The organism is Hydrogenophaga sp. A37 (genome assembly GCF_002001205.1).
GTDB lineage: Bacteria > Pseudomonadota > Gammaproteobacteria > Burkholderiales > Burkholderiaceae_C > Hydrogenophaga.
On the sequence record NZ_MUNZ01000175.1, the window covers coordinates 17813 to 42337 of the forward strand.

General features: G+C 63.5%; 21 protein-coding genes and 1 pseudogene. 7 read left to right on the forward strand and 15 right to left on the reverse strand.

The window, feature by feature from the left end; genetic code table 11:
• Nucleotides 1–5: 5 nt before the first annotated feature.
• The 8 genes from phoR to B0E41_RS23220 all read right to left on the reverse strand — a co-directional run bounded on the left by phoR (nt 6) and on the right by B0E41_RS23220 (nt 7052).
• Nucleotides 6–1325, reverse strand: coding sequence for a phosphate regulon sensor histidine kinase PhoR (phoR, locus tag B0E41_RS23185; RefSeq protein ID WP_077334942.1), 1320 nt, complete (start codon nt 1323–1325; stop codon nt 6–8).
• Entirely contained in the window at nt 1322–2044 is a 723-nt protein-coding gene (gene phoB, locus B0E41_RS23190) for a phosphate regulon transcriptional regulator PhoB (RefSeq protein WP_077334985.1), read from the reverse strand. Before phoB ends, phoR begins: the two co-directional genes overlap by 4 nt.
• A 142-nt stretch (nt 2045–2186) precedes the next feature.
• On the reverse strand, nt 2187–2888 hold the full coding sequence (phoU, locus tag B0E41_RS23195) for a phosphate signaling complex protein PhoU (RefSeq protein ID WP_077334944.1): 702 nt from the start codon (nt 2886–2888) through the stop codon (nt 2187–2189).
• 16 nt (nt 2889–2904) lie between these two features.
• Nucleotides 2905–3693: a phosphate ABC transporter ATP-binding protein PstB gene (gene pstB, locus B0E41_RS23200; RefSeq protein WP_077334946.1), complete on the reverse strand. Its 789-nt coding sequence runs from the start codon at nt 3691–3693 to the stop codon at nt 2905–2907.
• Between the two features lie 32 nt (nt 3694–3725).
• Nucleotides 3726–4580 carry a phosphate ABC transporter permease PstA gene (pstA, locus tag B0E41_RS23205; protein WP_077334948.1) on the reverse strand — a complete coding sequence of 285 codons (855 nt, stop codon included), beginning with the start codon at nt 4578–4580 and terminating at the stop codon, nt 3726–3728.
• 2 nt (nt 4581–4582) lie between these two features.
• Entirely contained in the window at nt 4583–5563 is a 981-nt protein-coding gene (gene pstC, locus B0E41_RS23210) for a phosphate ABC transporter permease subunit PstC (protein ID WP_253195108.1), read from the reverse strand.
• A gap of 108 nt (nt 5564–5671) precedes the next feature.
• Entirely contained in the window at nt 5672–6703 is a 1032-nt protein-coding gene (gene pstS, locus B0E41_RS23215) for a phosphate ABC transporter substrate-binding protein PstS (protein WP_077334952.1), read from the reverse strand.
• 142 nt (nt 6704–6845) lie between these two features.
• Complete coding sequence (locus B0E41_RS23220) at nt 6846–7052, reverse strand: ribbon-helix-helix protein, CopG family (RefSeq protein WP_077334953.1); 207 nt, start codon at nt 7050–7052, stop codon at nt 6846–6848.
• 569 nt (nt 7053–7621) lie between these two features.
• On the opposite strand from B0E41_RS23220, the gene B0E41_RS23225 reads away from it, so the two are divergent.
• From B0E41_RS23225 to ppx, 4 genes are all read left to right on the forward strand, one after another.
• Nucleotides 7622–8416, forward strand: a complete 795-nt coding sequence (locus B0E41_RS23225; RefSeq protein ID WP_077334955.1) for a fused MFS/spermidine synthase — start codon at nt 7622–7624, stop codon at nt 8414–8416.
• A gap of 179 nt (nt 8417–8595) precedes the next feature.
• Entirely contained in the window at nt 8596–8934 is a 339-nt protein-coding gene (locus B0E41_RS23230; RefSeq protein ID WP_077334957.1) for a zinc ribbon domain-containing protein YjdM, read from the forward strand.
• A gap of 85 nt (nt 8935–9019) precedes the next feature.
• Nucleotides 9020–10051, forward strand: coding sequence for an isocitrate/isopropylmalate family dehydrogenase (locus tag B0E41_RS23235; protein ID WP_077334959.1), 1032 nt, complete (start codon nt 9020–9022; stop codon nt 10049–10051).
• A 180-nt stretch (nt 10052–10231) separates the two neighbouring features.
• A complete protein-coding gene (gene ppx / locus B0E41_RS23240; protein WP_077334961.1) occupies nt 10232–11716 on the forward strand; it encodes an exopolyphosphatase in 1485 nt (494 codons plus the stop codon).
• Nucleotides 11717–11848: 132 nt separating this feature from the next.
• On the opposite strand, the gene B0E41_RS23245 is transcribed toward ppx, so the two are convergent.
• From B0E41_RS23245 to B0E41_RS23275, 7 genes are read right to left on the reverse strand one after another with little or no spacing between them, the layout of a single operon-like run.
• Nucleotides 11849–12406 (reverse strand): hypothetical protein, encoded by a 558-nt coding sequence (locus B0E41_RS23245; protein ID WP_143433985.1) that lies wholly within the window; start codon nt 12404–12406, stop codon nt 11849–11851.
• Nucleotides 12407–12425: 19 nt separating this feature from the next.
• Nucleotides 12426–16310, reverse strand: a complete 3885-nt coding sequence (locus B0E41_RS23250) for a PilC/PilY family type IV pilus protein (protein ID WP_077334965.1) — start codon at nt 16308–16310, stop codon at nt 12426–12428.
• A 20-nt stretch (nt 16311–16330) separates the two neighbouring features.
• On the reverse strand, nt 16331–16912 hold the full coding sequence (locus tag B0E41_RS23255; RefSeq protein WP_077334967.1) for a hypothetical protein: 582 nt from the start codon (nt 16910–16912) through the stop codon (nt 16331–16333).
• Entirely contained in the window at nt 16912–18174 is a 1263-nt protein-coding gene (locus B0E41_RS23260) for a PilW family protein (RefSeq protein WP_143433986.1), read from the reverse strand. The genes B0E41_RS23255 and B0E41_RS23260 overlap by 1 nt, the downstream gene beginning before the upstream one ends.
• Nucleotides 18117–18551 (reverse strand): fimbrial assembly protein, encoded by a 435-nt coding sequence (locus B0E41_RS23265; RefSeq protein ID WP_143433987.1) that lies wholly within the window; start codon nt 18549–18551, stop codon nt 18117–18119. Before B0E41_RS23265 ends, B0E41_RS23260 begins: the two co-directional genes overlap by 58 nt.
• Entirely contained in the window at nt 18545–19138 is a 594-nt protein-coding gene (locus tag B0E41_RS23270) for a GspH/FimT family pseudopilin (protein WP_077334971.1), read from the reverse strand. The genes B0E41_RS23265 and B0E41_RS23270 overlap by 7 nt, the downstream gene beginning before the upstream one ends.
• Nucleotides 19138–19611 carry a type IV pilin protein gene (locus B0E41_RS23275; protein ID WP_363352529.1) on the reverse strand — a complete coding sequence of 158 codons (474 nt, stop codon included), beginning with the start codon at nt 19609–19611 and terminating at the stop codon, nt 19138–19140. Before B0E41_RS23275 ends, B0E41_RS23270 begins: the two co-directional genes overlap by 1 nt.
• Nucleotides 19612–20097: 486 nt before the next feature.
• Between B0E41_RS23275 and B0E41_RS23280 the strand changes: the two genes are divergently transcribed.
• From B0E41_RS23280 to B0E41_RS23290, 3 genes and pseudogenes are all read left to right on the forward strand, one after another.
• A complete protein-coding gene (locus tag B0E41_RS23280; RefSeq protein ID WP_077334975.1) occupies nt 20098–21210 on the forward strand; it encodes a response regulator in 1113 nt (370 codons plus the stop codon).
• 3 nt (nt 21211–21213) lie between these two features.
• On the forward strand, nt 21214–24141 hold the full coding sequence (locus B0E41_RS23285) for a hybrid sensor histidine kinase/response regulator (RefSeq protein WP_077334977.1): 2928 nt from the start codon (nt 21214–21216) through the stop codon (nt 24139–24141).
• Between the two features lie 122 nt (nt 24142–24263).
• Nucleotides 24264–24525: pseudogene (locus tag B0E41_RS23290) on the forward strand (hypothetical protein); the annotation flags it as partial.

Sequence of the window (24525 nt, forward strand, 5' to 3'; positions counted from 1 at the left end):
CGGGGCTACCCAATGGCGTGCTGGCGCACCCGCGAGGGGGGCAGCGAAATGACGAAGGTGGACCCTTCTCCAACAACGCTCTGCACCTGCACCTGACCACCGTGCCGCTGGGTCACGTGCTTGACGATGGCCAGACCAAGACCCGTGCCCCCGGTTTCGCGCGAGCGGCTGCGGTCGACACGGTAGAAGCGTTCGGTAAGGCGTGGCAGGTGTTCGGCCGCGATGCCGGGGCCGCTGTCCCGCACAAAAAACTCGCCCGTACCGTCGTCCAGCAAACGCCATCCCGCACGAATACTCCCGCCCGCCGGGGTGTATCGCACGGCGTTGCTCAGCAGATTGGACATGGCACTGAGCAGTTCGGTCTTGACACCCGATACCCAGAATCGAGGGCCTGGCTCCAGTGCAACGGCATGCACAGGCCGTGCGATCGCCGCCGACAGGCCGATCGCCTCTTGCACCACGTGCTGGGCCAGTTCCGTGGCATCAACCCACTCGCCAGGGCCCGGTGCCGGGCTGCCTTCGAGGCGCGAGAGTGTCAACAAATCGCTCACCAGCGTCTGCATGCGCTGGGCCTGCTGGCTCATCAGGCCGAGGTAACGCTGGCGGTCTTCTTCCTCCAGGGGGATGCTCTGCATGGTTTCGACGAACCCACTGAGCACGGTCAGGGGCGTGCGGATTTCATGCGAGACGTTGGCCACGAAATCGCGCCGCATCGCCTCGGCCAGCTGCACCGCCGTCACATCGCGGGTCATCATCAGCCGCCGCTTTTTGCCGTAGGGGTGAATCTGCAGCGAGATCTTGCTCGGCTGGGAGGGCCGCTGGCCAGGGCCGTCGAACTGGATCTCGTGCCTGAAGTCACCGGCCTCCATGTAGGCGGTGAACACCGGATGCCGGACCATGTTGCGCACATACTGGCCGAGATCGCGCTGGGGATCAAAACCAAGGTGCTGGGCCGCCGTCAGATTGCACCATTCGATGCGGGACGAGGCATCGAGCAACACCACCCCGTTGGGTGAGGCCTGGATCGCGGCGAGAAAGTCTTCGAGCCGGTCGTCGCTGTTCTGGGCCTTCTTCTCCAGCTTCTTGACCAGCTTGCGGCTGCGGTCCGTCAACTCACCCCACAAGCCCGAAAGGCGGGGTGTGCGGTCCAGATCAGCTTTGCCCAACCAGTTCAAGAATCGGTAGGCACGCACACTGTCGAACGCCAGCCAAGTCAGCGCACCCAGCAAAGCCCCCAACAAGGTTGCGGGCGCCGAGTCGCGAATCCAGCCCCAACTGGAGGCCAGCCCCATCAGGAGCAACAGCCCCACTGCCCGACGGATCATGCCGACAGGTCGGTGCTGCCCAGTCCCACCGCAGGTCGGACCGTGAGGCGGTAACCCGCGCCGCGCACCGTTTCGATCATGCCGGCGGCTTCACCCAGAGATTCCCTCAAACGCTTGACATGCACATCCACGGTTCGCTCCTCGATAAAGACATGGTCTCCCCATATCTTGTCGAGCAGCGTACCACGCGTGTGCACCCGCTCCGAGTGCTTCATCAGGTAGTGCAGCAGCTTGAATTCGGTCGGCCCCAGCTTGAGTTCTGCGTCGCGAAAGCTCACACGGTAGGTGGCCGCGTCCAGCGCGAGCTCGCCCACCTGAACCGAGTCGTTGACGATCTCGGGTGCGCGACGGCGCAGCACCGCACGGATGCGCGCGAGCAATTCGTTGGTGGAGAAGGGTTTGGTGATGTAGTCGTCTGCACCTGCGTCCAGCCCCTGCACCTTGTCGGACTCGTCGCTGCGTGCGGTGAGCATGAGAATGGGGATGGTCTTCGTGCGGTCCTGCTTGCGCCACTGGCGCGCCAGCGACGCCCCGCTCTCGCCGGGCAGCATCCAGTCGAGCAGGATCACGTCGGGCAGCACCGCGTCGATCTCGCGCTGCGCGGCCTGACCGTCAAACACCACCGTGGGCGCAAAACCGTTGTGGCGCAGGTTCACCGCGATGAGCTCGGCAATCGCCGGCTCGTCTTCGACCACCAGAATGCGAGGGAGTCTTCTCACGATAGCCACCCCCGGCTGACCAAGCATGTTTCAGGAAAGCGACTCCGTCCCAAGGCCAGCGCAGAACCGGCTTTGCCGGGCTGCTGCTGGCGCCCCCCTCCCAGGGGGGAGACGCGAAGCGGCGCAGGGGGTGTGATTCTGATCATCCGACCACCGACTCCACCTTGTCCATCGGTGAGTGGCGCACGTCCTCGCCCTTCACGATGAAGATGATCTGTTCAGCGATGTTCTTGGCGTGGTCACCCACGCGCTCCAGCGACTTGGCCAGGAACAGCAGGTCCAGGCTGGGGGAAATGGTGCGAGCGTCTTCCATCATGTAGGTGATCAGCTTGCGCAGGAAACCGTTGTACTCGGTATCGATCTCGTTGTCGTCCTTGATGATGGTCAACGCCATGGCGGTGTCCAGCCGGGCGAAGGCATCCAGCGTCTTGCGCAGCATGCCGGCAGCGAGATCGGCCGCCAGGCGCAGCTCGGAGATCGGCAGCGAGCGCGGCGTGCCGCCTTCGATGATGGACTTGACCATGCGGGCCACGCGGGCCACCTCGTCGCCCGCGCGCTCCAGGTTCTGGGTGGTGCGCGAGATCGCCATCAGGAAGCGCAGATCGCGCGCGGTCGGCTGGCGCCGGCCGATGGTGGAGATGATCTCGTGATCAATGGCCACCTCCATCTGGTTGATGCGGTTTTCAGTTTCGAGCACCTGTTCGGCCGTCTCCAGGCTGAGGTGGATCAATGCGTACACCGCCTGGTGCAGCTGCGACTCCACCAGACCGCCCATTTCGAGCACGTGGGTGGAGATGGAGTTGAGTTCGGCGTCGAACTGGCTGGAAATGTGTTTGTCGCCCATGTCTGGCTCCCTGTGATCAGCCGAATCGGCCGGTGATGTAGTCTTCGGTCTCGGTGCGCTTGGGCTTGAAGAAGATCTGCTCGGTGGCGCCGAACTCGATCAACTCGCCCAGGTACATGTAGGCCGTGAAATCGCTGCAGCGCGCGGCCTGTTGCATGTTGTGCGTGACGATGGCGATGGTGTAGTCCTTCTTCAGTTCGTGCACCAGCTCCTCCACCTTGCCCGTGGAGATCGGGTCGAGCGCCGAGGTGGGCTCGTCCAGCAACAAGACCGAGGGCTTGACCGCCACGCTGCGCGCAATGCACAGGCGCTGCTGCTGACCGCCTGAGAGAGACAGCCCGCTCTGGTTCAGCTTGTCCTTCACCTCGCCCCACAGAGCGGCTTTGGTCAGTGCCCATTCCACCCGATCGTCCATGTCGCTGCTGCTCAGGCTTTCGTAGAGCTTCACACCGAAGGCAATGTTGTCGTAGATCGACATGGGAAATGGTGTCGGCTTCTGGAACACCATGCCGACGCGCGCGCGCAGCAGGTTCAAGTCCTGCTTGGGGTCCAGGATGTTGTCGCCATAGAAACTGATCTGGCCCTCGGCGCGCTGGCCGGGGTACAGGCTGTACATGCGGTTGAGTGTGCGCAGCAGCGTGGACTTGCCGCAGCCCGATGGGCCGATGAAGGCGGTGACCTTGTGCTCGGCGACATCCATGCTCACATTCTTCAGGCCCTGAAACTTGCCGTAGAAGAAATTGAGGTTGCGCACTTCAAGCGCGTTTTTTTGCTCGACGTCGATAGCGTTAGCGATGGCGTTCATAAGACGGTTCCTGTTGGAGATGTGCTGCGGGCTTAGGAAGGCGCCCGGTCGCGGAAGAAGACACGGGCCAGGATGTTCAGCACCAGCACCGCCAGGGTGATGAGGAGCGCGCCGCCCCAGGCCAGACGGATCCAGTTTTCATAGGGGCTCATGGCGAACTGGAAGATCACCACAGGCAGGTTGGCCATGGGCTTGGTCATGTCGGCGCTGTAGAACTGGTTGTTCAGGGCCGTGAACAACAGCGGTGCTGTTTCACCGCTGATGCGTGCCACGGCCAGCAGCAGACCCGTCATCACGCCGCTTTTGGCGGCACGCAGCGTCACCATGGTGGCCACCTTCCAGCGAGGAGCCCCCAGAGCGAAGGCCGCTTCGCGCAGACTGCCTGGCACCAGGCGCAGCATGTTCTCGGTGGTACGCACGACCACGGGCACGGCGATCAGCGAGAGCGCCAGCGTGCCGGCCCAGCCCGAAAAGCTGCCCACCGTGGCCACCGCGATGGCGTACACGAAGAGTCCCAGCACGATGGACGGAGCGGACAACATGATGTCGGTCACGAAGCGCGTCATCTCAGCCGTCTTGCTGGTGTCGCCGTACTCGGCGAGGTAGACGCCCGCAAAGATGCCGACGGGCGTGGCCAACAACACGGTGAAGCCGACCATGAGCAGGCTGCCCACGATGGCGTTGCGCAGACCCCCGCCTTCGGTACCGGGCGCGGGCGTGTCCTGAGTGAACATGTTGAGGTCCAGCGCCGACAGGCCGTTGCCGAACAGCACCGTCAAGATCCACAGCAGCACAGCCAGGCCGAGGATCATGGAACCCATGGAGAGCGTCAGGCCCACGGAGTTGGCCAGCTTCCGCCGGCGGTAGAGCGTTTGATTGAAGTCCATGGTCAGAGTCCTTTGGCTTTTTCGGCGCGCATGATCATCCACTTGGCCAGCGCGAGCACCACAAAGGTGATGACGAACAGCAAGAAGCCGAGCGCGAACAGGGCCGAGATGTGAAAGTCCGCCGCCTCGCCAAACTCGTTGGCGAGCGTGGAGGCAATCGAGGTGCCGGGCGAGAACAGCGAGGTCGGCATGCGGTTGGCGTTGCCGATCACGAAGGTCACAGCCATGGTCTCACCCAGCGCGCGGCCCAGGCCAAGCATCACACCGCCGATCACGCCCTTTTGCGTGTAAGGCAGCACCACTCGGCGGACCACCTCCCAGGTGGTGCAGCCCAGGCCGTAGGCCGACTCGCGCAGGATGGGCGGGACGATTTCAAACACGTCGCGCATCACCGCCGCCACAAATGGCAGCACCATGAAGGCCAGCACGACGCCCGCGGCCAGAATGCCGAAGCCGTTGGTGCTGCCTCCGAACAGGAACCCGATCAATGGCATGCCACCGAGCATGTTCTGCACCGGCACCTGGAAGTGGTCGGCGAACAGCGGCGCGAACACGAAGAGACCAAACATGCCATAGATGATGGACGGTACGGCCGCCAGCAACTCGATGGCGGTGCCCAGCGGGCGGCGCAGCCAGGTGGGGCAGGTTTCGGTCAGGAAGAGCGCAATGCCAAAGGCCAGCGGCACCGCAATCAGCAGCGCGATGCTCGCGCTGGCCAGTGTCCCGACGATGGCAATGGCCGCACCAAATTCTTCATTGATGATGTCCCACTCGACATACCAGATGAACCGGGCACCGAATTTCTGAAACACGGGCCAGGCGTTGATGAACAGCGAGACGATGATGCCCATCAGGGCGATCAGCACCAGCAGTGAAAACACCTGCGTGACGCGGTGAAAGAAGAAATCCTGCAGTCGCTGCTTGCGTGCAATCGACAGCATCTGGGGATTGGCCGCTGCTGCGGTCTTGTGATGCGAACTCATGGTGATTCCCACGCTCATATTGATTCCCCTCAGGGCGCGTCCGGACTAAGAATGGCCTGAGAACCGAAGCACAGTGTGCATCAGCCCCCAGGCCAGCGGGAGCGGGAATTACTTGGCGACCTGGTTCCAGACCTTGCTGCGGATCTGTGCGGTCAGGGTGTCGGGCAGCGGCACGTAGTCCAGCTCGGTGGCCAGGCCCTTGCCCTTGCTGAAGGCCCAATCAAAGAACTTCAGGGCTTCAGCTGAAGCGGCCTTGTCTTCCGGCTGCTTGTACATCAGGATGAACGAAGCGGTGGACACAGGCCAGCTCTCGGCACCCTTGGCGTTCACCATCGACACGCCCATGCCCGGCACGCTGAACCAGTCAGCGCTGGCGGCGGCGGCGGCGAAGGTCTTGTCGTCGGGGCTCACGTACTTGCCGTCGGCGTTTTGAAGCTGCATGAAGTTCATGTTGTTCTTCTTCACGTAGGCGTATTCCACATAGCCCAGCGCGCCTTTGACACGGTTCACGTTGGCGGCCACGCCTTCGTTGCCCTTGCCACCGACCGACGAGGGAGCCGGCCACTTGACGGCTGCGCCCTTGCCCACGGTGTCGGCCCACTCTTTGCTGACCGAAGTCAGGTAGTCGGTCCAGTTGAAGGTGGTGCCCGAGCCGTCGGCGCGGTGCACGATGGTGATGTTTTGATCAGGCAGTGCCTTGCCCGGGTTCAGAGCAGCCAGCTTGGGGTCGTTCCACTTGGCGACTTTGCCCAGGAACATCTCGGCCAGCACAGCGCCGGTCACACGCAACTCGCCGGGCTTGAAGCCTTCCAGGTTGATCACAGGCACGGTGCCGCCGATGATGGCTGGGAACTGGACCATGCCGTCCTTGTCCAGGTCGGCGCCGGGCACGGGTGCGTCGGAAGCGCCGAAGGTCACGGTCTTGGCGCGGATCTGCTTGATGCCGCCCGACGAGCCGATCGACTGGTAGTTCAGGCCGTTGCCGGTTTCTTTCTTGTAGGCTTCGGCCCACTTGGCGTAGATGGGGAACGGGAACGTGGCGCCCGCGCCGGTGATGTCGGCGGCAAAGGCCGAGCTCATGGCCATGGCGGCCAGGGCAGCGGCGGCAACGGTCTTCAGAAGGGTGCGTTTGGTGTTCATTCGAGTCCTCTCGGTTGGGGGAAATAGTTCGCAACCGGGACTCTAGGGCGTCAATGTGACATGTCTGTGACAGTCACAAAACCGTTATGTGAAAGTCAAGTCTGGATGACCAATGACGTCATCTTCTTCCCTCCGCGCAGCCCTACACGGGAGCTTCGCTGTCTTCTTCAGTGACGGGTTGTGCCAGGCCGCTGGGGATGAAGCCCTCGCCGTGGCTGGCCAAGTAGTCGCGGATCAGACGCCGCACGACCTGGGACGGGGTGACGTCCTGACGTGCGCACAGGCTTTCGAAGGCTTTCTTCTTGGCCGGGTCGATCAGGACGGTCAGGCGGGCGGTTTTCAACTCCATGTGTGCATTCCTTTGTAAATCTGATGAACACGTCAGCCAGCATCTGGCCCCAGTAGCGCCCCATCCAGCGCCCTTCAAAAAACGAATCCGGGCGCTTGGCGGCCGACAACGGGCTGGGCGCCGGTTGCGGCTCACGCGCCTGCGGCGCGGCGGGCACGGGCGCTGGCGTCCCTTCCTCGATGGCGAAGGACGCTGATGGCAAGTCGGGGTCCAGCACCACCAGCACATCCCCTAGGTACGGCAAGCGCAATCCGGTCGCCTCTGGGTCACTCAGCGGCACTTCCCGCTGCGTGAGAAGGTTCGCGGCCTTGAGCGCGTACCAAAGGCGCAGGTTGACGCGCACACACCGGGGACGGGACCGTTGGGAGCGCAACGACTGTTCAAGCTGTGACAATGACATGATAATGTTATTGCAATTAGATGTGTCTCGAAGGCATACTATAGACACATTGGAGATGTGTTACAAGCAGCTCGGCGGCCGGCTGGCGTTGGTGGCGGGAGCCGCGAATGCGGGTGGTTTTCTGGCCATCCCGGATGGATTTCCCTGAACCAGCCACGCCTTTGACGACATGACCGCTTCGAGCCCATCCTCCATCGCCGCCGCAGTGCACAAGGCCGGTTTGACCCAGCAGGGCACGCGGGTGGACCACGTGCACTTCAAGCGCAAGCTGCGCTTTGGCTCGACCGACATCCAGAGTGCGATGGACCTGCGCGATCCCGACCGGCTGGTGCTGAGCTACACGCGCCTGATGATGGGCTTCCTCCTGTTTCAGCCGCAGCCCCAGCACATGCTCATGATCGGGCTGGGCGGCGGTTCGCTGCCCAAGTTCTGCCACCGACACCTGCCGGGTTCTGACATCACTGTGATCGAGATCGACCCGGCGGTGATCGCCTTGCGCGAACAGTTTGAAATCCCGCCCGATCAGGCGGACTTCCGCGTGGTCCAGGCCGACGGTGCCGACTTCGTGGCGACGCTGGACGATCAGCGTTTCAATGTGATCCTGGTGGATGGCTTCGAGGCCGAACAGATGGCGCCCGCCCTGGGAACCCAGAACTTCTACGGCCATTGCGCCCGCCTGCTGCGCCCCGGCGGGGTGATGCTGTGCAACCTGCACGAGTTGGACATTTTCTACGGCGTGTTCATGGAACGCATTGCCTTTGCGTTTGACGGCAATGCGCTGGCGGTGAGCACGCGCGAATACGGCAACGCCATCGTTTTTGCGCGCAAGGACTGCGCCATCGACGCGCGCCTGCCCAAGCACCTGGTGCGCCCCGTGTCCATGGCACCCGGCGCCTGGTCGGGCATCGAGACAGATGTGCACGACGTGCTGCGCGAGGCGCGCCGGGTCAAGGAATGCCGGTGATCACTGTCCCGGACAGCCCAACGCTCGAGCCCATTCGGAAAGGGTCGCCTGGTGCCACCGCCTGCGCGCCAAACGCTGGAAGAGCCACCACGCCGACGACCTGGCCGGCGTGCTGCGCCGACTCCCTGTCGACCTGACGGTCTGGCATCCTCCTTTTATCCACATTTATCTGTCCATTCATGAGCCTCCCACCCTGCCCCCAATGCCAGTCCGCCCTCACCTACCCCGACGGTGAACTGCTCGTCTGCCCCGAATGTGGCCACGAATGGAGCGCCAGTGCATCCACAGAAACAGCTGAGCCCTTGACGGTCTGGAAAGACGCTGTGGGCAATGCGCTGCAGGACGGTGACACCGTCACGCTGATCAAGGACCTCAAGCTCAAGGGCTCATCGACCGTGCTCAAGGTGGGCACCAAGGCGCGCAACATCCGGCGCATCCAAGGCGACCACGACATCGATTGCAAGGTGGACGGCGTGGGGGCGATGCAACTGAAGTCATCCGTGGTCAAGAAGGCCTGAAAACAGCGTATCTTTCCCCGCGTGCCTGCCTGAGAGGCTGAGCGCGGGCAACCATCCCAACCACCCTCTTGCCAGGACCTCCACCATGACCACCTTGATACCTGCCACCCTGATCCCCGGCGACGGCATTGGCCCCGAGATCGTCGATGCCACGCTGGCCGCCCTGGACGCCCTCAAGGCGCCCTTCGCCTGGGACCGGCAGATCGCGGGTCTCGAAGGCGTCAAACAAGCCGGGGACCCGCTGCCACAGGCCACCCTCGACAGCATTCGCCGCACGCGCCTGGCACTCAAGGGTCCGCTGGAAACGCCCTCGGGCGGGGGTTACCGCTCGTCGAACGTCCGGCTGCGTGAAGAGTTCAAGCTCTACGCCAACCTGCGGCCAGCCCTGACCATCATTCCCGGCGGTCGCTTCGACAAGATCGACCTCGTCGTGGTGCGCGAAAACCTGGAGGGCCTGTACATCGGGCACGAACATTTCGTGCAGATCGATGACGACCCACATGCCGTGGCCATGGCCACCGGCATCAACACCCGCGCGGGGAGCCGCCGCTTGCTGGAGTTCGCGTTCGAACACGCCGTGGCGACCGGCCGAAAGAAGGTCACCATCGTGCACAAAGCCAACATCATGAAGGCCCTCACCGGCATCTTTCTGGAGACCGGTCTGGACTTGTATGAACGCAAATACAAAGGCAAGTTTGAACTCGACACCGTCATCATCGATGCCTGCGCGATGAAACTGGTGCTCAACCCGTGGCAGTTCGACATGCTGGTCACCACCAACCTGTTCGGCGACATCCTGTCTGATCTGGTCGCTGGTCTGGTCGGTGGACTCGGCATGGCGCCCGGCGCCAACATCGGTGCCGACGCAGCCATCTTCGAAGCCGTGCACGGCTCAGCGCCGGACATCGCAGGCAAGGGGATCGCCAACCCCACCGCCCTGTTGCTGGCCGCCGCGATGATGCTGGACCACGTCCAGCTCACAGAAAAGGCCATGCAACTGCGTCAGGCACTCGACGCGACGCTGAACATCGACAAGGTTCGGACCGGTGATCTCGGTGGCAAGGCCAGCACGGTGGAATTCACCCAGGCCCTGGTCAGCCGCATCACGAACGGCTGAGCGCTGGCGCTTCTTTTAAGGGCAGTGAAGATCAGCTGGTCCACGCCTTGGCGGCCGTTTGGCTGGGCTATTGGCCTCCAAAGGCCACTCGGGTGATGTCGGCGGCATGTCACGCGCTTGCGTCACAATCCAGCCACATTTCAATCGAGCGCTTCCTGCGCCCCGAGCCAGTCACACCCCATGCACAACGGAACCCTCCTCGCCGCCATCGACCTCGGCTCGAACAGCTTTCGACTCGAGATCGGCCGCTTTCAGTCGGGCCATATTGAGCGCATCGAGTACATCAAGGAAACCGTTCGCCAGGGCGCCGGACTGGACGAAAACAAGGCGCTGAGCCAGGCCGCCATGCAGCGCGGCTGGGAGTGCCTGGCCCGGTTCGCCGAGCGCCTGCACGGCTTCAAGAAACAGCAGGTGCGCGCGGTGGCCACACAGACCCTGCGCGAGGCCACCAACCGCGACGAATTCCTGCGCAATGCCCAGGCCATCCTCGGTTTCTCCATCGAGGTCGTCTCCGGCCACGAAGAAGCCCGGTTGATCTACCAGGGCGTGTCGCACCTGCTGCCGCAGTCCGACGAAAAGCGCCTGGTGGTGGACATCGGCGGCCGCTCGACCGAAATGATCATCGGCGAGGGTTACGTGGCCAGCAAGATGGAGTCGTACCGACTGGGCAGCGTGGCCTGGTCCACCAAGTACTTCCCCAAGGGCCAGTTCACCGCCGCCGCGTTCAAGACCGCCGAAGTGGCCGCGAAGGCGGTGCTCGACCAGGCGCTGGACCGCTTCCCCCCCACCGAATGGGACATCGCCTACGGCTCGTCCGGCACGGTGGGCTCCGTGGCCGACGTGCTGTCGGCCAACGGCTGGGCCTCGGGCGTGGTGACCCGCTCCGGCCTGGACTGGCTGGTGGAGCGGCTGATCAAGGCCGGCAACGTCGACCAGCTCAAGATCGAAGGCATGAAGGACGACCGGCGCCCGGTGATCGGCGGCGGCGTCAGCGTGTTGCGCGCCATCTTCGACCTGTTCGACATCCAGCAAATGGTGCCGGCGCAAGGCGCGCTGCGCCACGGCGCCCTGTACGACCTGATCGACCGCGACACCGGCGGCGGCGACGTGCGGGAGCGCACGGTGCGCTGGCTGTGCGCCCGCTTCTCGGTGGACGAGGCGCAGGCGCAGCGGGTCAGCACCGTGGCCACCGCCCTCTTTTCCCAAGTGGCGGCGGTGGACGCCCAGAACGAACGCTATTCACAGAAGCTCGCCTGGGCCACGCGCCTGCACGAGATCGGCACCCACATCTCGCACGACCGCTCGTACCACCACGGCGCCTACATCCTCGACAACGTGGACGCACCCGGGTTTTCGTTTCCCGAACTGCACCGCATGAGCCAGTTGGTGCTGGGTCAGCGTGGCAAGCTCAAGAAACTGGATCAAGCGCTGACCGACGAGCTGTTCGCCAAGCAGTTGATGTGCCTGCGGCTGGCGGTGGTGTTGTGCCACGCGCGGCAGATGCCCGAACACGAGTCGGTCAAGCTCGGCTACAAGCCCGGCGCCTTCAAACTCACCACCAACCCGGGGTGGTCACGGCGCTACCCGCAGTCGGCCTGGCTGATCGGGGAAGAGGTGCTGGCCTGGCAAAAAACGGCCTGGAAATTCACCGCAGACATCCGGTGATGCTGTGAGAAGGTGATACCGGGGCCATGCGCCACTGGCATGGCCCCTGCCCTGCTCCAGCGCACAGGGCAAGAGCGCCGCCAAGGCATCCGCCAAAGCGGCACCGCCCAAGCTGTGCCCTGACTCAGCCTTTCATGCCCCGGGGCCAAAGAACAGCTCAATGTCCATTTCGCTCGCCACATCGGCAGCGTCCCGGCGCGCAGGAACAAATGCCGTGTGTGAAAGCACCTGGCTCACGGCCTCCGTCACCTCGGGCGCTTCCGCCGACGAGAGCACGATCACGTCACGAACCTGACCCAAGGCGTCAATGACCAGCCGCAGGCGAATTGGGAGGCCGGAGAACGTCAGGCCTTGAAGCTGCTCCAGGTGTGGGGCCGAGCGTGGCACGGGGGCCCGCTGTCCACCCTCCGCGGCTTCCTGCAACGCATCCTCTGTCTGGGTCAACGAAGAGGCCGTTGATATCGGCAACTGCACCCGTTCGCTTGGCTCGGGCTTGGGGTCGCCAATGGGGCTGGGTTTGGGCGAAGCGATGGCCGGAACCGCGACCGACTGATCGGGACCGCCCCCTGGCAACATGCGAGTTTGCACGAACAGGGGGGCGTCAGGAACCGGCCGCCGGACGGCCTGTGGCGTCCCCAACCAAAAGATTCCGGCAACGTGAAACGCCAGCACCAGGGCGGTGATGGCCATGCGCACACCGAGACCCATGTCACTTCGACGAAGTCATGCCACGCCAGTTCATTTGTTTCAGGCCAGATGCGGTCGTCAGTTTGGCAGGAGCCCTCATCACCGTCGGTTTCCCGTTGGCATCGTTGCCGCCAACGGTGATCTGCAGGCGATCATCCACACGCTGAATCGCGATGTCCGTCAGCGTTCCGTTGGTGGGCGACAACCAGGCAACGGCCTTGCCATCCTTGCCCGTCAGAACGCTCTTGCCGTCCGCAAAGACCGTGGCGTAGACGGCACCGACGCCGCCAGGAGAACACGCATCCCCATTGGGGCGATTCGCCACAAAAGCGACCACGCCCTGGTTCGCGGTCGGGTTCACATTCACACGCTGTGCGATGCCATTGGTGACCGGCAAGTCAAAGTACCACCCCATGCTGGAAGTCGGCGCACTGCCAATGCCATTCAGGAGGTCTTTGTTCTCTTCCAGTTTCGATCGCGTGACGGGAAAACTGACACCGCTGGGCAAGGTGGCGCCGGTGTAGAAGTCTCCGTGCTTGCCGGTGCCATCGATGATGGCGTAGAAGCTCTGAGCGTCACCATTGGCAAGATCACTGTCGGCCAGCAACTTGCCCGTGCCCAGGAGAACATAGCGCCTGCCGGAGTTGGGTTCCACCTCGATCAATGGGCGGGTACTGACTGGCTGGGCCACATCAGCGGCATTGGCCAAGGTGGCGATCTGTACCGGTTTGTCGTAGGTGGTGCCGGTCTTGCCCGTGAGGTCCAGTCGCCAGACATTGCCCGCCAGGTCCCCGGCGTACACGGCGTCCGCCGTCATGTCGGTGTAGCTGGACACGTACGCGGTGTGCTCGCCGATGTTCAGCGGATGGTCGGCCGTTCCCCCTGCCTCCACGGCCTCGATAAGCTCTCCGTTGCGGGGATTGACGATGAAGAAATAGCCTTTCCCGTCGCTGTTGTTGTAGCCCGAGGTGAACAGGACGACCCACCCATATTTGGCAGTCTTGACCACGCTGGGTCGCCCGTAGCTGTACCCCATGCGCTTGTCGGTGAATTCCCAGAGCACCTTGCCGGCCACTTTCGACTCATCGGTCCATGTTGAGGAATCGGTCACGTCAATCGCGAAGTAGCCCTTTCCCCCCTTGCCCAGACCACCGATGAGCACCGTGCGCCAGTCGCGCTTGGTGGCATCCGCCGCGCCGTCCGTCTTCGAGAAATCGAGGTCAAAGTGGGCGGCCGTCGCGTCCACGTAATAACGGTGGGCGTAGCTGGGACTGCCCAGGGCAGCCAGGCCCGACGTGGCCGCGGTGTCTTTGTCGCCATAGACAAAGCTGGGCACATAGGCGAACAGTTCCTTCCCGGAACCGGTTTGACCGATGCTCCCATCGAAAGCGTGCAGCATCCCGTCATTGGCACCGACATACACCACGGTCGAACGCTTGGCATGGGTCGTCTTGAACGCGCTGTAACCCGGGTTGTAGACGTCGAAGTAAGGGAAATCGGGCTTGCCGACGGCAATGGGTTTTGAACTGACGATGTCGCCGAGCCGGTACTGCCGCGTGCGGTAGGCGCCTCCGTTGGCGATCTCCTGATCCGTGTCGCCGCGCAGGTACTCGATGTAGCTCTTGATCGACTGCGCCTCCGTGGAGACGCCTGGCACATTGGCAAAGCTGGCGAGATAGGTCCTGCTGATCAGCGACGCATCCTTCATGGCGTCGTACTTGAAGGGCAATGCAGCCCCGTCGCTCTTTTTGCAACAGGTCACGATCTTGCGCGTCGCTGAGGTTGTCGTGGACGCGCTCAGCAAGGTCCTCGCATTCCACTTTTCGGTGCTGGTCGGGTCCCCCTTGCTGTCGAAAGTGAGCTCATAGGCGACCAGTGCGCCCGTCCAGTTGGTGGGATCGTAAGACGCGGCAAAACTTGCGGTACCGGCACTGGCCACATTGGGCGACACCGTGGACAACGCCGTGCCGGTGGCCGAATCGGTCTCACTGACGATTTTGGCGAACGCTGCCGTCAGGCCCGACTGCATCACATCCGGGCGATTGCCGGGAAAATAGTTGTCCGGGCGCTTCTGCTTCTTCGCAGCGTTCATCATGTCAGAAGACGTGTACCAGGCTTCGTCGGCAATGGTGCCGGTCCCGTTGCTGGAGGCGTAGGGAGAGAAGCCGAATGGAACGGTGAAGCCCCCGTACTTGGCCGCCAGCCAGTACTGGTTCCGGTGCTGGTACTTCTGCTCCTCCAGGACGTCCATGAAATAGCTGTTGACCGTCTGCGACCCGATCAGGTCGGGCCGTATGTCTTTGGTATGGGCGTCATAGGCCAAGCCTGCAAGGTAATAGCTGTTGCACCGATTCCACTTGCTGTTGTCGTTCAGTTCAGTAAGGCAGCTGCTCTCGCCGATGTCAGCAAACTTGTCCCCGAGCTTGCTGAGACCTTCCAGTTGTCCCACCATGTTGGTGGCCACCGCAACGTCGACAGAATCGTCCGTGACAGCCGGGTTGATGTTGTCCAACGTGCTTTTACTGCGCAGCGTGCTGCCGGGGAGGTTGGCGTCCCTGTGCGAATTGATGTCACCGATACCCAGGACAAAGTTCTTCTGGCAGGTATAGGCAATCGGGTCATTCCAGTGGGTGACGGCGGGAAAACCATCCAGCCAGGCGCTGGCCGTCTCCTTGGAACCGGCACCCGACAGGTTGGTGTATTGATCCAGATTCCCCTGCTTTTTGAAGTAGCGGAGCGCGGCATAGTAAAGCTCGCTGACCGGGTCGGCATTTTTGTACGATTTGGCCGAGTAGCCGAACTTGTTGAGGTAGTTCATGACCCCGCTGTTGGGAATGGAGACGGTGTATCCCGCTCCCTTGGCGTCTGCTTCGGTTTGAGTGGCGTCTGCGCTGTCCGGGTTGGTGAGCATGACACCGGTCTGTGCGTCCCACTCGGTGGCGCTGTTGGTGGTGGCAGGCTTGCCAGGAGCGGTGGCTTCCGGGCCGATGAATTTCATCCCCGCCCGCATCACCCCCCCATCGCGCTGAAATTTCTCCGAACCATTGTGGTTGTAGTAACCAAAGGCGGAGTAGCGGAGTTTGGACGCGTACTTCTGCATCAGCCCTTCAGGTTTCGCGTGTTTCGAAGGGTAGCTGGTGCAATTGCTCTCCAGCCCGGCGCCTGCATCACACACCTTCACATTGATGTAGACGCGGTAGACGGTGGTGTCACTGGGCTTCTCCTGGTTGGTGTAGTCAACCGGGGCCGTCGTCGTGTCGACGTCGCCGCCTTTGGTGATGTACATCGCCGTTCCCAGGGTACGCAGCCGGGTGGTTGCCGCGTCCCAAGCCAATGGTGTCGCACCGGAAACCGACGAAGACCCCTCGATTTTCTTGTTCGGAATCCACGTTTTAGCGTTGTTTGCCGCGTAGGTCTTGGTGAGAATCGTGGTGTCTTTCGTGTCGGTGCTGCGGTAGCCCCCGGTCATGACCCAGCGAAACGCATCCAGGGTCTGCATGGCCGCCCAGTTGAGGTAGTTGCCGCTCCACTTGCTACTGCAGGTGTGTTTCGACGCCTCCGAACTCGGAGAAAAATAGCTGTTCGAATAGTCTGGCGATTCCTTCTTCCCCGTGGAGACGGGCACGTACACGTAGCACTTGTCCGGGTCGAAGTACCCCAGGTAGGTACTGGAATCACTGTAGGCTGTGGTGCTGTCGTAAGCGGGCGTGGTCGCCGTCGGCCATTCCACCGACAGAGCCAGAATCAGGTTGCCCGGTACGTTGACGGTGGCGAACAGAGGCTGGTCGGCCAGGTCCACCGCCCGGCTTGTGCCCGGCGAGAGCAATGACAGAACGCTCAGGCTGGTCCACAGCAGCGCCTTGATGCGTCGGCCGAAACGAAAGGGGAAATGGCGTGACTGTTCCATGGCAGAGGTGCTGGAGGCGTTCAAAGTGCGAACGTCGATTGAAAGAATGCTTGCGTGTTGCGCGGCCCGGTCACGCGGACACTGACGCGGTACAAAGGGCGCTTCTCGGCCCCAGGCTTGCGCAACCAGCTGGAGCCCGAAGCGTCTGATGAACCGGCGAATGTCTCGCAGTTCGCCTCGTTGAACGCTCCGGTGGCGAGGCACTGCCGGTCGATGACAAAGCGCACGGTCACACCGTTCTCGCTGATGTCGGCGACGGAAAACCCTGCATCCGTGTAGGTGCTCTCGCTGGTGAGGACCCTGGGTATTCCGCTGGCATTGGTGGTCAGTCTCGCGGCCGCGTAATTGCTCGTGATCAGGTGCGACTCCCGCGCGGTCTCTGCGGCCAATGCGCCTGAAACCATGAGTGTTCGTGCGGCGGCAAAGCCTCGTTCGGCCTGGTTGGTGAGGTCGCGCTGGAACGACAGGTTGCCCGCCAACATGGCCGAGATGTCGGACGACCTCAGCATCGCGGTGGCGGCCAGCATCAGCAAGACCAGGGCAAACAAGGTACTGATCAGCACAAAGCCTTGTTCCTGGCGACGAAAGGGCACTGTTTTCATCACAGGATGTTGTTGCGCAAAGGGATGGTGGACTCCAGCGTTCTGTAGCGGTAGTGCCGCTCGCTGCTCGTCAAGGCACGCGTATGGGTCAGGCCATTGAGGTCGTTGAACAATGTCACCGATGCGGCGGACACCTCGTCGCGCTCCGGTAGAGCCGTTCGCAATATCAGACCGACCCGAATCGCCTTGATGTTTTGTAGCTTGCCCGCCGCCGCCAGGCTGCCGTCCGACAAATCAGCCAGCGCGTACCCCGAACCGCTGGCAGAGGGCGAAACCCACTGGTCAACCGTCTTGTTGGCGTCGGTATCGATGCCATAGAGCGCATGCAGCTCGAACACGCCTTCGGCTGTGGCCTGCAACGGGGTGCCTGTTGTCTGGAGCAGGTCGTGCGTGTAGAGCGTGTTGTCGTCTCCAACACCCACGAGCACGAATTCCGGCAATCGACCCAAGCCCACATTGCCCAGCACGGTCGCCGTCCCGGTGTCGGAATAGCCCGTCACGCTCGTTTTGTCCACCGTTGCGGCATACCAATCGCCCCCCAACGCCAGGGAGGTGGTGGCCGAGCCCGCCGAGGCGGACTTGCTGACCTGCGTCAACAGGCAAGGCGCCACGCCGCCGGCTTGGGCGGGTTGCTCGTCATTGAGCAGCACCAGATCGTCGGAAGAAAACGGCAAGGTGTTGGCCAATGTCAGCACATCGGTCTTCTTCAGTTCGTCGGTGGCGGCGGCCTCAGTGAACGGCGCGGGAACTGCGCCCCAGGCCGCCGCCGATGCCATGATCACCAGCACGTCGGAGGCCTGGCCGCTGCTGGCGGGCGTGGTCTGCCCGGGAAGGATCAACACCGGCGCCAGCCGGAAAATGCCCGAAGCTCCGGGGTTCACGCTGGCGAACGGTGCGGCGAGAGCCGTTTTGGCCGGGAGAATCTGTGTATTCGATTTCGCCGCCTGCAACGCACAACCATAGGCAAAGCTGGCCGCCTGCGCAAAACCGCTGCCGGCGCTGCGCAGCCGGCGATCGATCTGCGCCATGGCCAGCGCCCCCGCCTTGTCGAGTTCGGAGCCGGCCGTGTTGGTGCGGCGCCTCGATTCGAAGTTGCCCATGACCGTGTACACGGCGAGCGTCAGAAACAGGCCGATCACCAGGGAAACCATCAACTCGATCAGCGTGACACCCCGCTGGCGATGAAGCAAAGCATGGGTGCGGCTCATGGAATCACCACCTGCGTCAGGTAGGTCTGATCGGGTTCGCTCGCCGCGCGCCAAGGGGGGTGCCAGGTGATCGTGACCGTCGTCACCCCGTCCTTCGCAGTCACCTCACCCTTGCCGTTGGGCAATCCGCCGCGTGCGGCGTCGGCCACACGATCATTCCATGCCGTCTTCACTTCCTCCGAAAGACCGCTGGTCTGGCTGGTCCACATCTGCGTCACAACCTCGTTGGCCAGCTCCGCTGCGCGATTTCTGTCGCCGGCTTGCGTGTCCACCTGGATCGCGTGCGCCTGAAGCTTGACCAGCCCGAGCACACCGATCAAGAAGATCACGAGCGACACCATGACCTCGATCAGGCCCACGCCAAGAACGGCGCTTCGCCGGGCGCTGCGACCGCTCCTCGGCAGGTTTGTTTTTGTTGCCATCGTCAGCATCCGTCTGGGTTGTTGCTGGACAGTTCCTTGCCCGGGTCGCACATGCGAACCCGCCCGCCCAAATAGACACGCAGCCGCAAGGGCCTGCCCGCGCCACGTGTCACGTCAAACTCGGCTGGGTTCGCCACGCTACAGGGCGCACCGACACCGGTCTCGTCTATGGTGCGGCTGACCAACTGTCCTTTTGCGCCAAAGCAGAGCACCGATGGCCCCGCGATGCTCACCCCGTTCTGGGTGCCGAGACTGGCGGCCTGAACGAGATCGTCTGCGTTGGCCGTCTCATCCGAGTCGGCCAACGGGAGTGCGCGCACGTACCAGTTGCTTCCAGAGCCGCTGGCGGAGGCGTTCCACGCGGGCGCAGCAGCCGTGCGCACCAGCACGGTGGTCTTGCCCCGGGTCACGGCGGTGGATTGCGCCACCCGCAAGGCCCCCATCAGCGATTCCGAGGTGTTGCGGATGTTGGCGTCCGCCACCCAGGTCCCCAACGAAGGCACGGAAAGCATCACCACCACGGCGACGATCGCGATCACGACCATCAGCTCGATGAGGGTGAACCCCCGCTGAGCGGAAAGCCGCCAGCGGCTCATCAACACGTCCCGCCTTTTTTGCCGATCCAGCAGGCATACCCCCCCTCGGGAACCGTCCCCCACGCTGCGGGCAAGCCGGTCGTGGCCTGGGTCCCGTTGTTGTTCATGGTGAAAACAAAACCAGCGGTCGTCCCTGCGCCCGTGGCCTGGAGCACGTAGCTGGCGTTCCCCAGCGTGGGACAACTCACCGTGAAGGTGCCCGCCGTGCTGCTGTTGGCACAGGGACTGACGAAGGTGCCCACGCTTTGGTAGGTGCGGTTGTCCTGGTAGTACTGCTCCATGCGGGCGCGCAGCGACGACAGCGCCGTCGTGGCATCAACCAGGCGCCCGCGCAGGACATAGTCTTGGTAGGAAGGCAAGGCCAGTGCGGTCAGGATGGCGATCACCGCCACCGTGATCATCAACTCGATCAAGGTGAAGCCCTGGTGTTTTCCCTGACCAGAGGGAGCGCACCGGGCAGCCGAGGACGCCAACGCGGTTTCAGCCCTCCATCCGCAAGACCCGGCATGGATCGACGCGCCCGCGCTGACCTGGGATGACATGGCGGAAACACAATTCAACGGTGATCGGTTCATAAGCAAACCATGCGAACTGCAGCCTCTCAGATTTGCGTCAGCGAACGCAACGGATGGACCGCGCCCAGGCCAACAAGCCGAGTGCGGTGGATAAGGAGGGCGATTCTGTGAGGTCAAACTTAGTTCGAGTGTCAAACTTTTTACAATGTGTTTACATGTAACAACCATGCTGAGATCAATTTTTGCAATCGTTTGCATCTTTGTGAAAAACATCACATTTCGTCGCGCGCTCAGTTCTCTGCCTATGCCAACGGAGATACCAAGGTTCTGTGTGTCGATGGAGCGGTCCTGGAACTTGGCTCGTTGGCGCATGGCCTGCCAGCATGGCGTGATACCCCCTACCGGTAACATGTGCCCTCTCTCAATCAGGACAAGTGAGCGGCAATGGCATTGATCGTGGTGGCGGAAGACGATGGCGGTACGCTCAAGCTGATCCAGGTGGTGCTGCGCAACCAGGGCCACAGCGTGATCACCGCCGGCGACGGCCATGGGGCCTGGCAGCTGATTCGCGAACACCGCCCGGACCTTGTGGTCAGCGACGTCAACATGCCGGGAGCGACCGGCTTCGAGTTGCTGCGTGCCGTGCGCGAGCACGATGACCTTAACCAAACTCCCTTCATCTTGCTCACCTCCCTTCAGGAACGGCGCGACATGCGCCAGGGCATGACCCTGGGTGCCGACGACTACCTGACCAAACCCGTGCGCCCGAGCGAACTGGTGGACGCGGTGTCGGCGCAGATCAACCGGCTCGCCACGCGCTCTGCCGCGCTGGACATGCAGGTGCGCGACGCCGTGTCCGAAGCCCTCGAAGAGCAGGCCTGGAGCCTGCAGGAGCAATACGAAAAACGGCTGGCGCGCGAGCTCAGCGAGCAATGGCCCGGCGAAAACCGGGGCCAGCAGGAACACCATCACACCCATGCCACCGTGCTGTTCGCCGACATCCGGCACCATGCCGACTGGCTCGCGGCGCTCGACGCCGACCAGTTGGTCACCCTGCTCAAGCGCTTCTACGAGGGCAGCGGCGACACCGTCCACCTCTTTGGCGCCAGCACCGTGCAGTTCGTGGGCGACGGCCTGCTCGCACTGTTCACCGACCGTGACGCCGGCACCACGGCGCACCAGGGCCTGCGGGCGATCAAGGCCGCCTTCGGGCTGCGCAATGCCGCCGCGGGCATGCAGGGCTTCGTGAACCAGCGGTTCCCTGGCATGGCGTTGCCGCGCTTTGCGGTCGGCGTCGCGGTCCACAGCGGCCCGGTGGCAATGATGCGGCTCGACGGCCTGCTCGGCGGCGCCCAACAACGGTTGCCGGTGGGCGAGACCGTGGTCGACGTGATGGCCATGCAGCGCCTGGCGCCGGCCGCGCACAGCGTGACCGTGTCGATCCCCGTGCTGCGCAGCATCACCGGCGCCATCCAACCGCTGTCGCGGCATTTCATCACCCTGCCCCACCGCAGCGAGACCCTTGAGGTGTGCGCGGTGGAGCCTTTGACGGTCTGATCCATGGCAGCCACCCACACCACCTCCCCAGCGCCCACCCGCCGTCGCCTGTCGCTCGGCCCCGCGCTGATCGCGGCCCTGGTGCTGACCGCGCTGGTGCCCTCCCTGCTGGTGTCCTGGCTGCTGTCGTCCAACAGCTCTCAGTCCATCGACACGCTGGCCGAAAACGCCATGAGCCAGGCCGCGTACCGCGTGGACGTGGGCGCACTGGCCCACCTGGGCGAATCGCACACCGTGGTCAACGCGCTGGTCCCGCCCTTCGCCACCAGCGGTGCCGAAGGCGAACGCACCCGCAACTGGCTCAAGGACACGGCCGCCTTCGAGTTGATGGCACACGCGCTGACCCAGCAGTCCCCCAACGTGCCCTACCTGTACTTCGGCACCGCCGATGGCAGTTTTTTTGGACTGGAGCGGGAAGACGGCCACTTCATCGTGCGCGAGATTCACCCGGGCGACAGCGGTCGGCGTCACTTCCAGATCAGCGAGCCCGGCGACCGCAGCCGGCTCGTCAAAACCGAAACCACGGTGTACGACCCCCGCAAGCGCCCCTGGTACCAGCTGGCCGCGAGCACCGGCCAGCGCGTGTTCACCGACGTGTACCGCTCGGCGGTGAAGAGCCAGTTCGACCTGACGCTGGCGCAGCCGATCTTCGACACCGACGGCAAATCACTGCTCGGCGTGATCGCCGTGGACATGAGCCTGGCGCGCCTGACCGAGCTGATCAGCAACACCAAGGTGAGCGACAACGCCGTGACCTACCTGGTGGATGGTCAGGGGCGCATGGTCGCCTCCTCGGTCAAGGAGGAACTCAGCCTGCTGGTCAACAACAAACACCAGCGCATCACGCCCCTGCAGAGCTCAGACCCCCTGGTGCGCGAGTCCTTTGCCCAGCTCAGCACCCAGAAGCGAGACGCACAAGGCCGCGCGCAGGGTGGGCTGGTGCGGCTGGAAACCCAGCAAGACTGGCTGCAGCGACTGGGCCTGACCAACAACCGGCTGATGGCGTTGCAGCGTCCGTTTGGTTCGAAATACCAGCTCGACTGGCAACTCATCGTGGTCGCGCCCGAGCAGGATTTCACCCAGCATGTCACACAGGCCCGGCAATGGGCACTGCTGGCCATGGCCGCGCTCATCGGCGTCGGCGTGATCGCGGCCTATGCGGTGGCGCAAGGTCTGTCACGGCAGTTTCAGCACCTCAACCGCTCGGCCACGCTGGTCGGCACCGGCCAGGTGCCGGCGGTGCAGGAGAACGCGGCCTTCCGCGAAGTGCACCTGCTGTCGGAGGTGATGCACGACAGCGCCGTCCAGCTGCGCGACAACCACCAGGAGATCCAGCAGAAGAACACCGCCCTGCAAGAGGCGGCCCAGATGCTGGAAGAGCGCGTTCGCCAGCGAACCGCCGAACTGGCCGCCTCGCGAGAAGAGGCCCTTGCGGCGGTCAAGGCCAAGGCCGGCTTTCTGGCGGTGATGAGTCACGAAATCCGCACCCCGCTCAACGGGGTCGTGGGCATGAGCGAGCTGCTGGGCGACACCGGGCTCACCGATGCGCAGAAAGACCTGCTGGGGGTGCTGAAGGTGTCGAGCGAACAGCTGCTCTCGGTGGTCGACGACATCCTGGATTTCTCCAAGATCGAGTCCGGCAAGCTGGCGCTGGAACACCGGCCCCTGGATCTGCGGGGCGCCATCGCCAATGTCTGCGACATCGTGCGGGTCAGGTCACAGGAGAAGGGGCTGTCGATCAAAGTGCACATCGCGCCCGATGTGCCGCCGGCCATGACGGGCGACATCACCCGGCTGCGCCAGGTCCTGCTCAACCTTCTCGCCAACGCGATCAAGTTCACCGATCGTGGCGAGGTGACGCTGCGGGTCTGGGTGGAGAAAAAGGGTGACCCCATGGTGCTGGGCTTCAGCGTGAGCGACACCGGTGTCGGCATCTCGGCGAACCGGCTGGGCGACCTGTTCCAGCCGTTCTCGCAGGGCGACACGTCCACCGCCCGCGTCTATGGCGGCACTGGCCTGGGCCTGATGATCTGCCGCCACCTGGTGGAACTCATGGGCGGGGAGATCATGGTGAGCAGCCAGGTGGGGGTGGGCTCCACCTTCCGCTTCACCATCCGTGCCGCAGCCGCCCAAGCGCGAGACGTGGAGCCGCTGAAAGCTCCGATGCTGCCCACGGCGCAACACCGGCAACGGGTGCTGGTGGTGGACGACAACCCGGTCAACCTGAAGGTCGCCTCAGCCATGCTCACGCGGCTGGGCTACCCGCACGACACGCTGGACAACGGTCTCAGGGCCATCGAAGCGGTCGAGCAGGCGCAGCGTGAACAGCATCCCTACGCCCTGATGCTGCTCGACAGCCACATGCCCGGCATCGACGGCGTGTCGACCGCCCAACAGATCCACGAACGCCTGGGGGCGCGGGCGCCGGTGATCATCGGCGTGTCGGCGTCCAGCCTCGCGCAAGACCGCGTGCGCTGCCTGGCGGCGGGCATGGCCGACTACCTGGTCAAACCCCTGGAACTGCAGGTGCTGGGGCAGGTGCTTCAGCGCTGGACCAGCGCCCAACCCGTGCCAGGCAACACCGCTTGGATCAACCCTTCGCGCCTGGCCAGCGTGGCCGAGTTCGACGACGCAGAGGGCCGCTTGCGCCAAGGCATCGTCGACGACTTTCTCTCCACGCTGGACGACCGCACCCGCGCCATCGGCCAGGCCGCGCAAGCGCATGACTTCGAGGCGCTGCTGGCCGCGGCCCACTTGCTCAAAGGCGCCTGCGACAACGTCGGCGCCCAACCGCTGTCCGACCTGTGCGCCACCTTCGAGCAGGCCGCCAGCGAACACGCGCTGCCCGAGGCCGGCATCCACACGCTCCTGGCGGCCGCCACGGCCACCCGCCGCAGCCTTGAAGAAATGACCCAAGGCACCGGCCTTTGACCCTCGACACGGTCATGCCGACGCCACGACACCGCCCTGTCGTGACGCCTCTTCTCGAAAAGATATAAACGGTATATACGGTTTACAATCCCGGCCTTTCTCCACTTTGACAGGACACGCCGATGAACGATTCACAGACCAAATCCGCCGGGAAAAAACCCAAGCTCGTGCGCGACAGCTTCACCATTCCCAAGGCCGAATACGCCGCCATCGACGCGCTCAAGGGCCGCGCGCTGACGCTGGGTGTGAGCGTGAAGAAAAGCGAACTGCTGCGTGCGGGTCTCATGTTGCTGCAGCAACTGAGCGACGGGCGCTTCAAGGCCGCGATGGCCGCGGTGCCCACGATCAAAACCGGGCGCCCCGCCACCTCGATCCAGGTGAGCA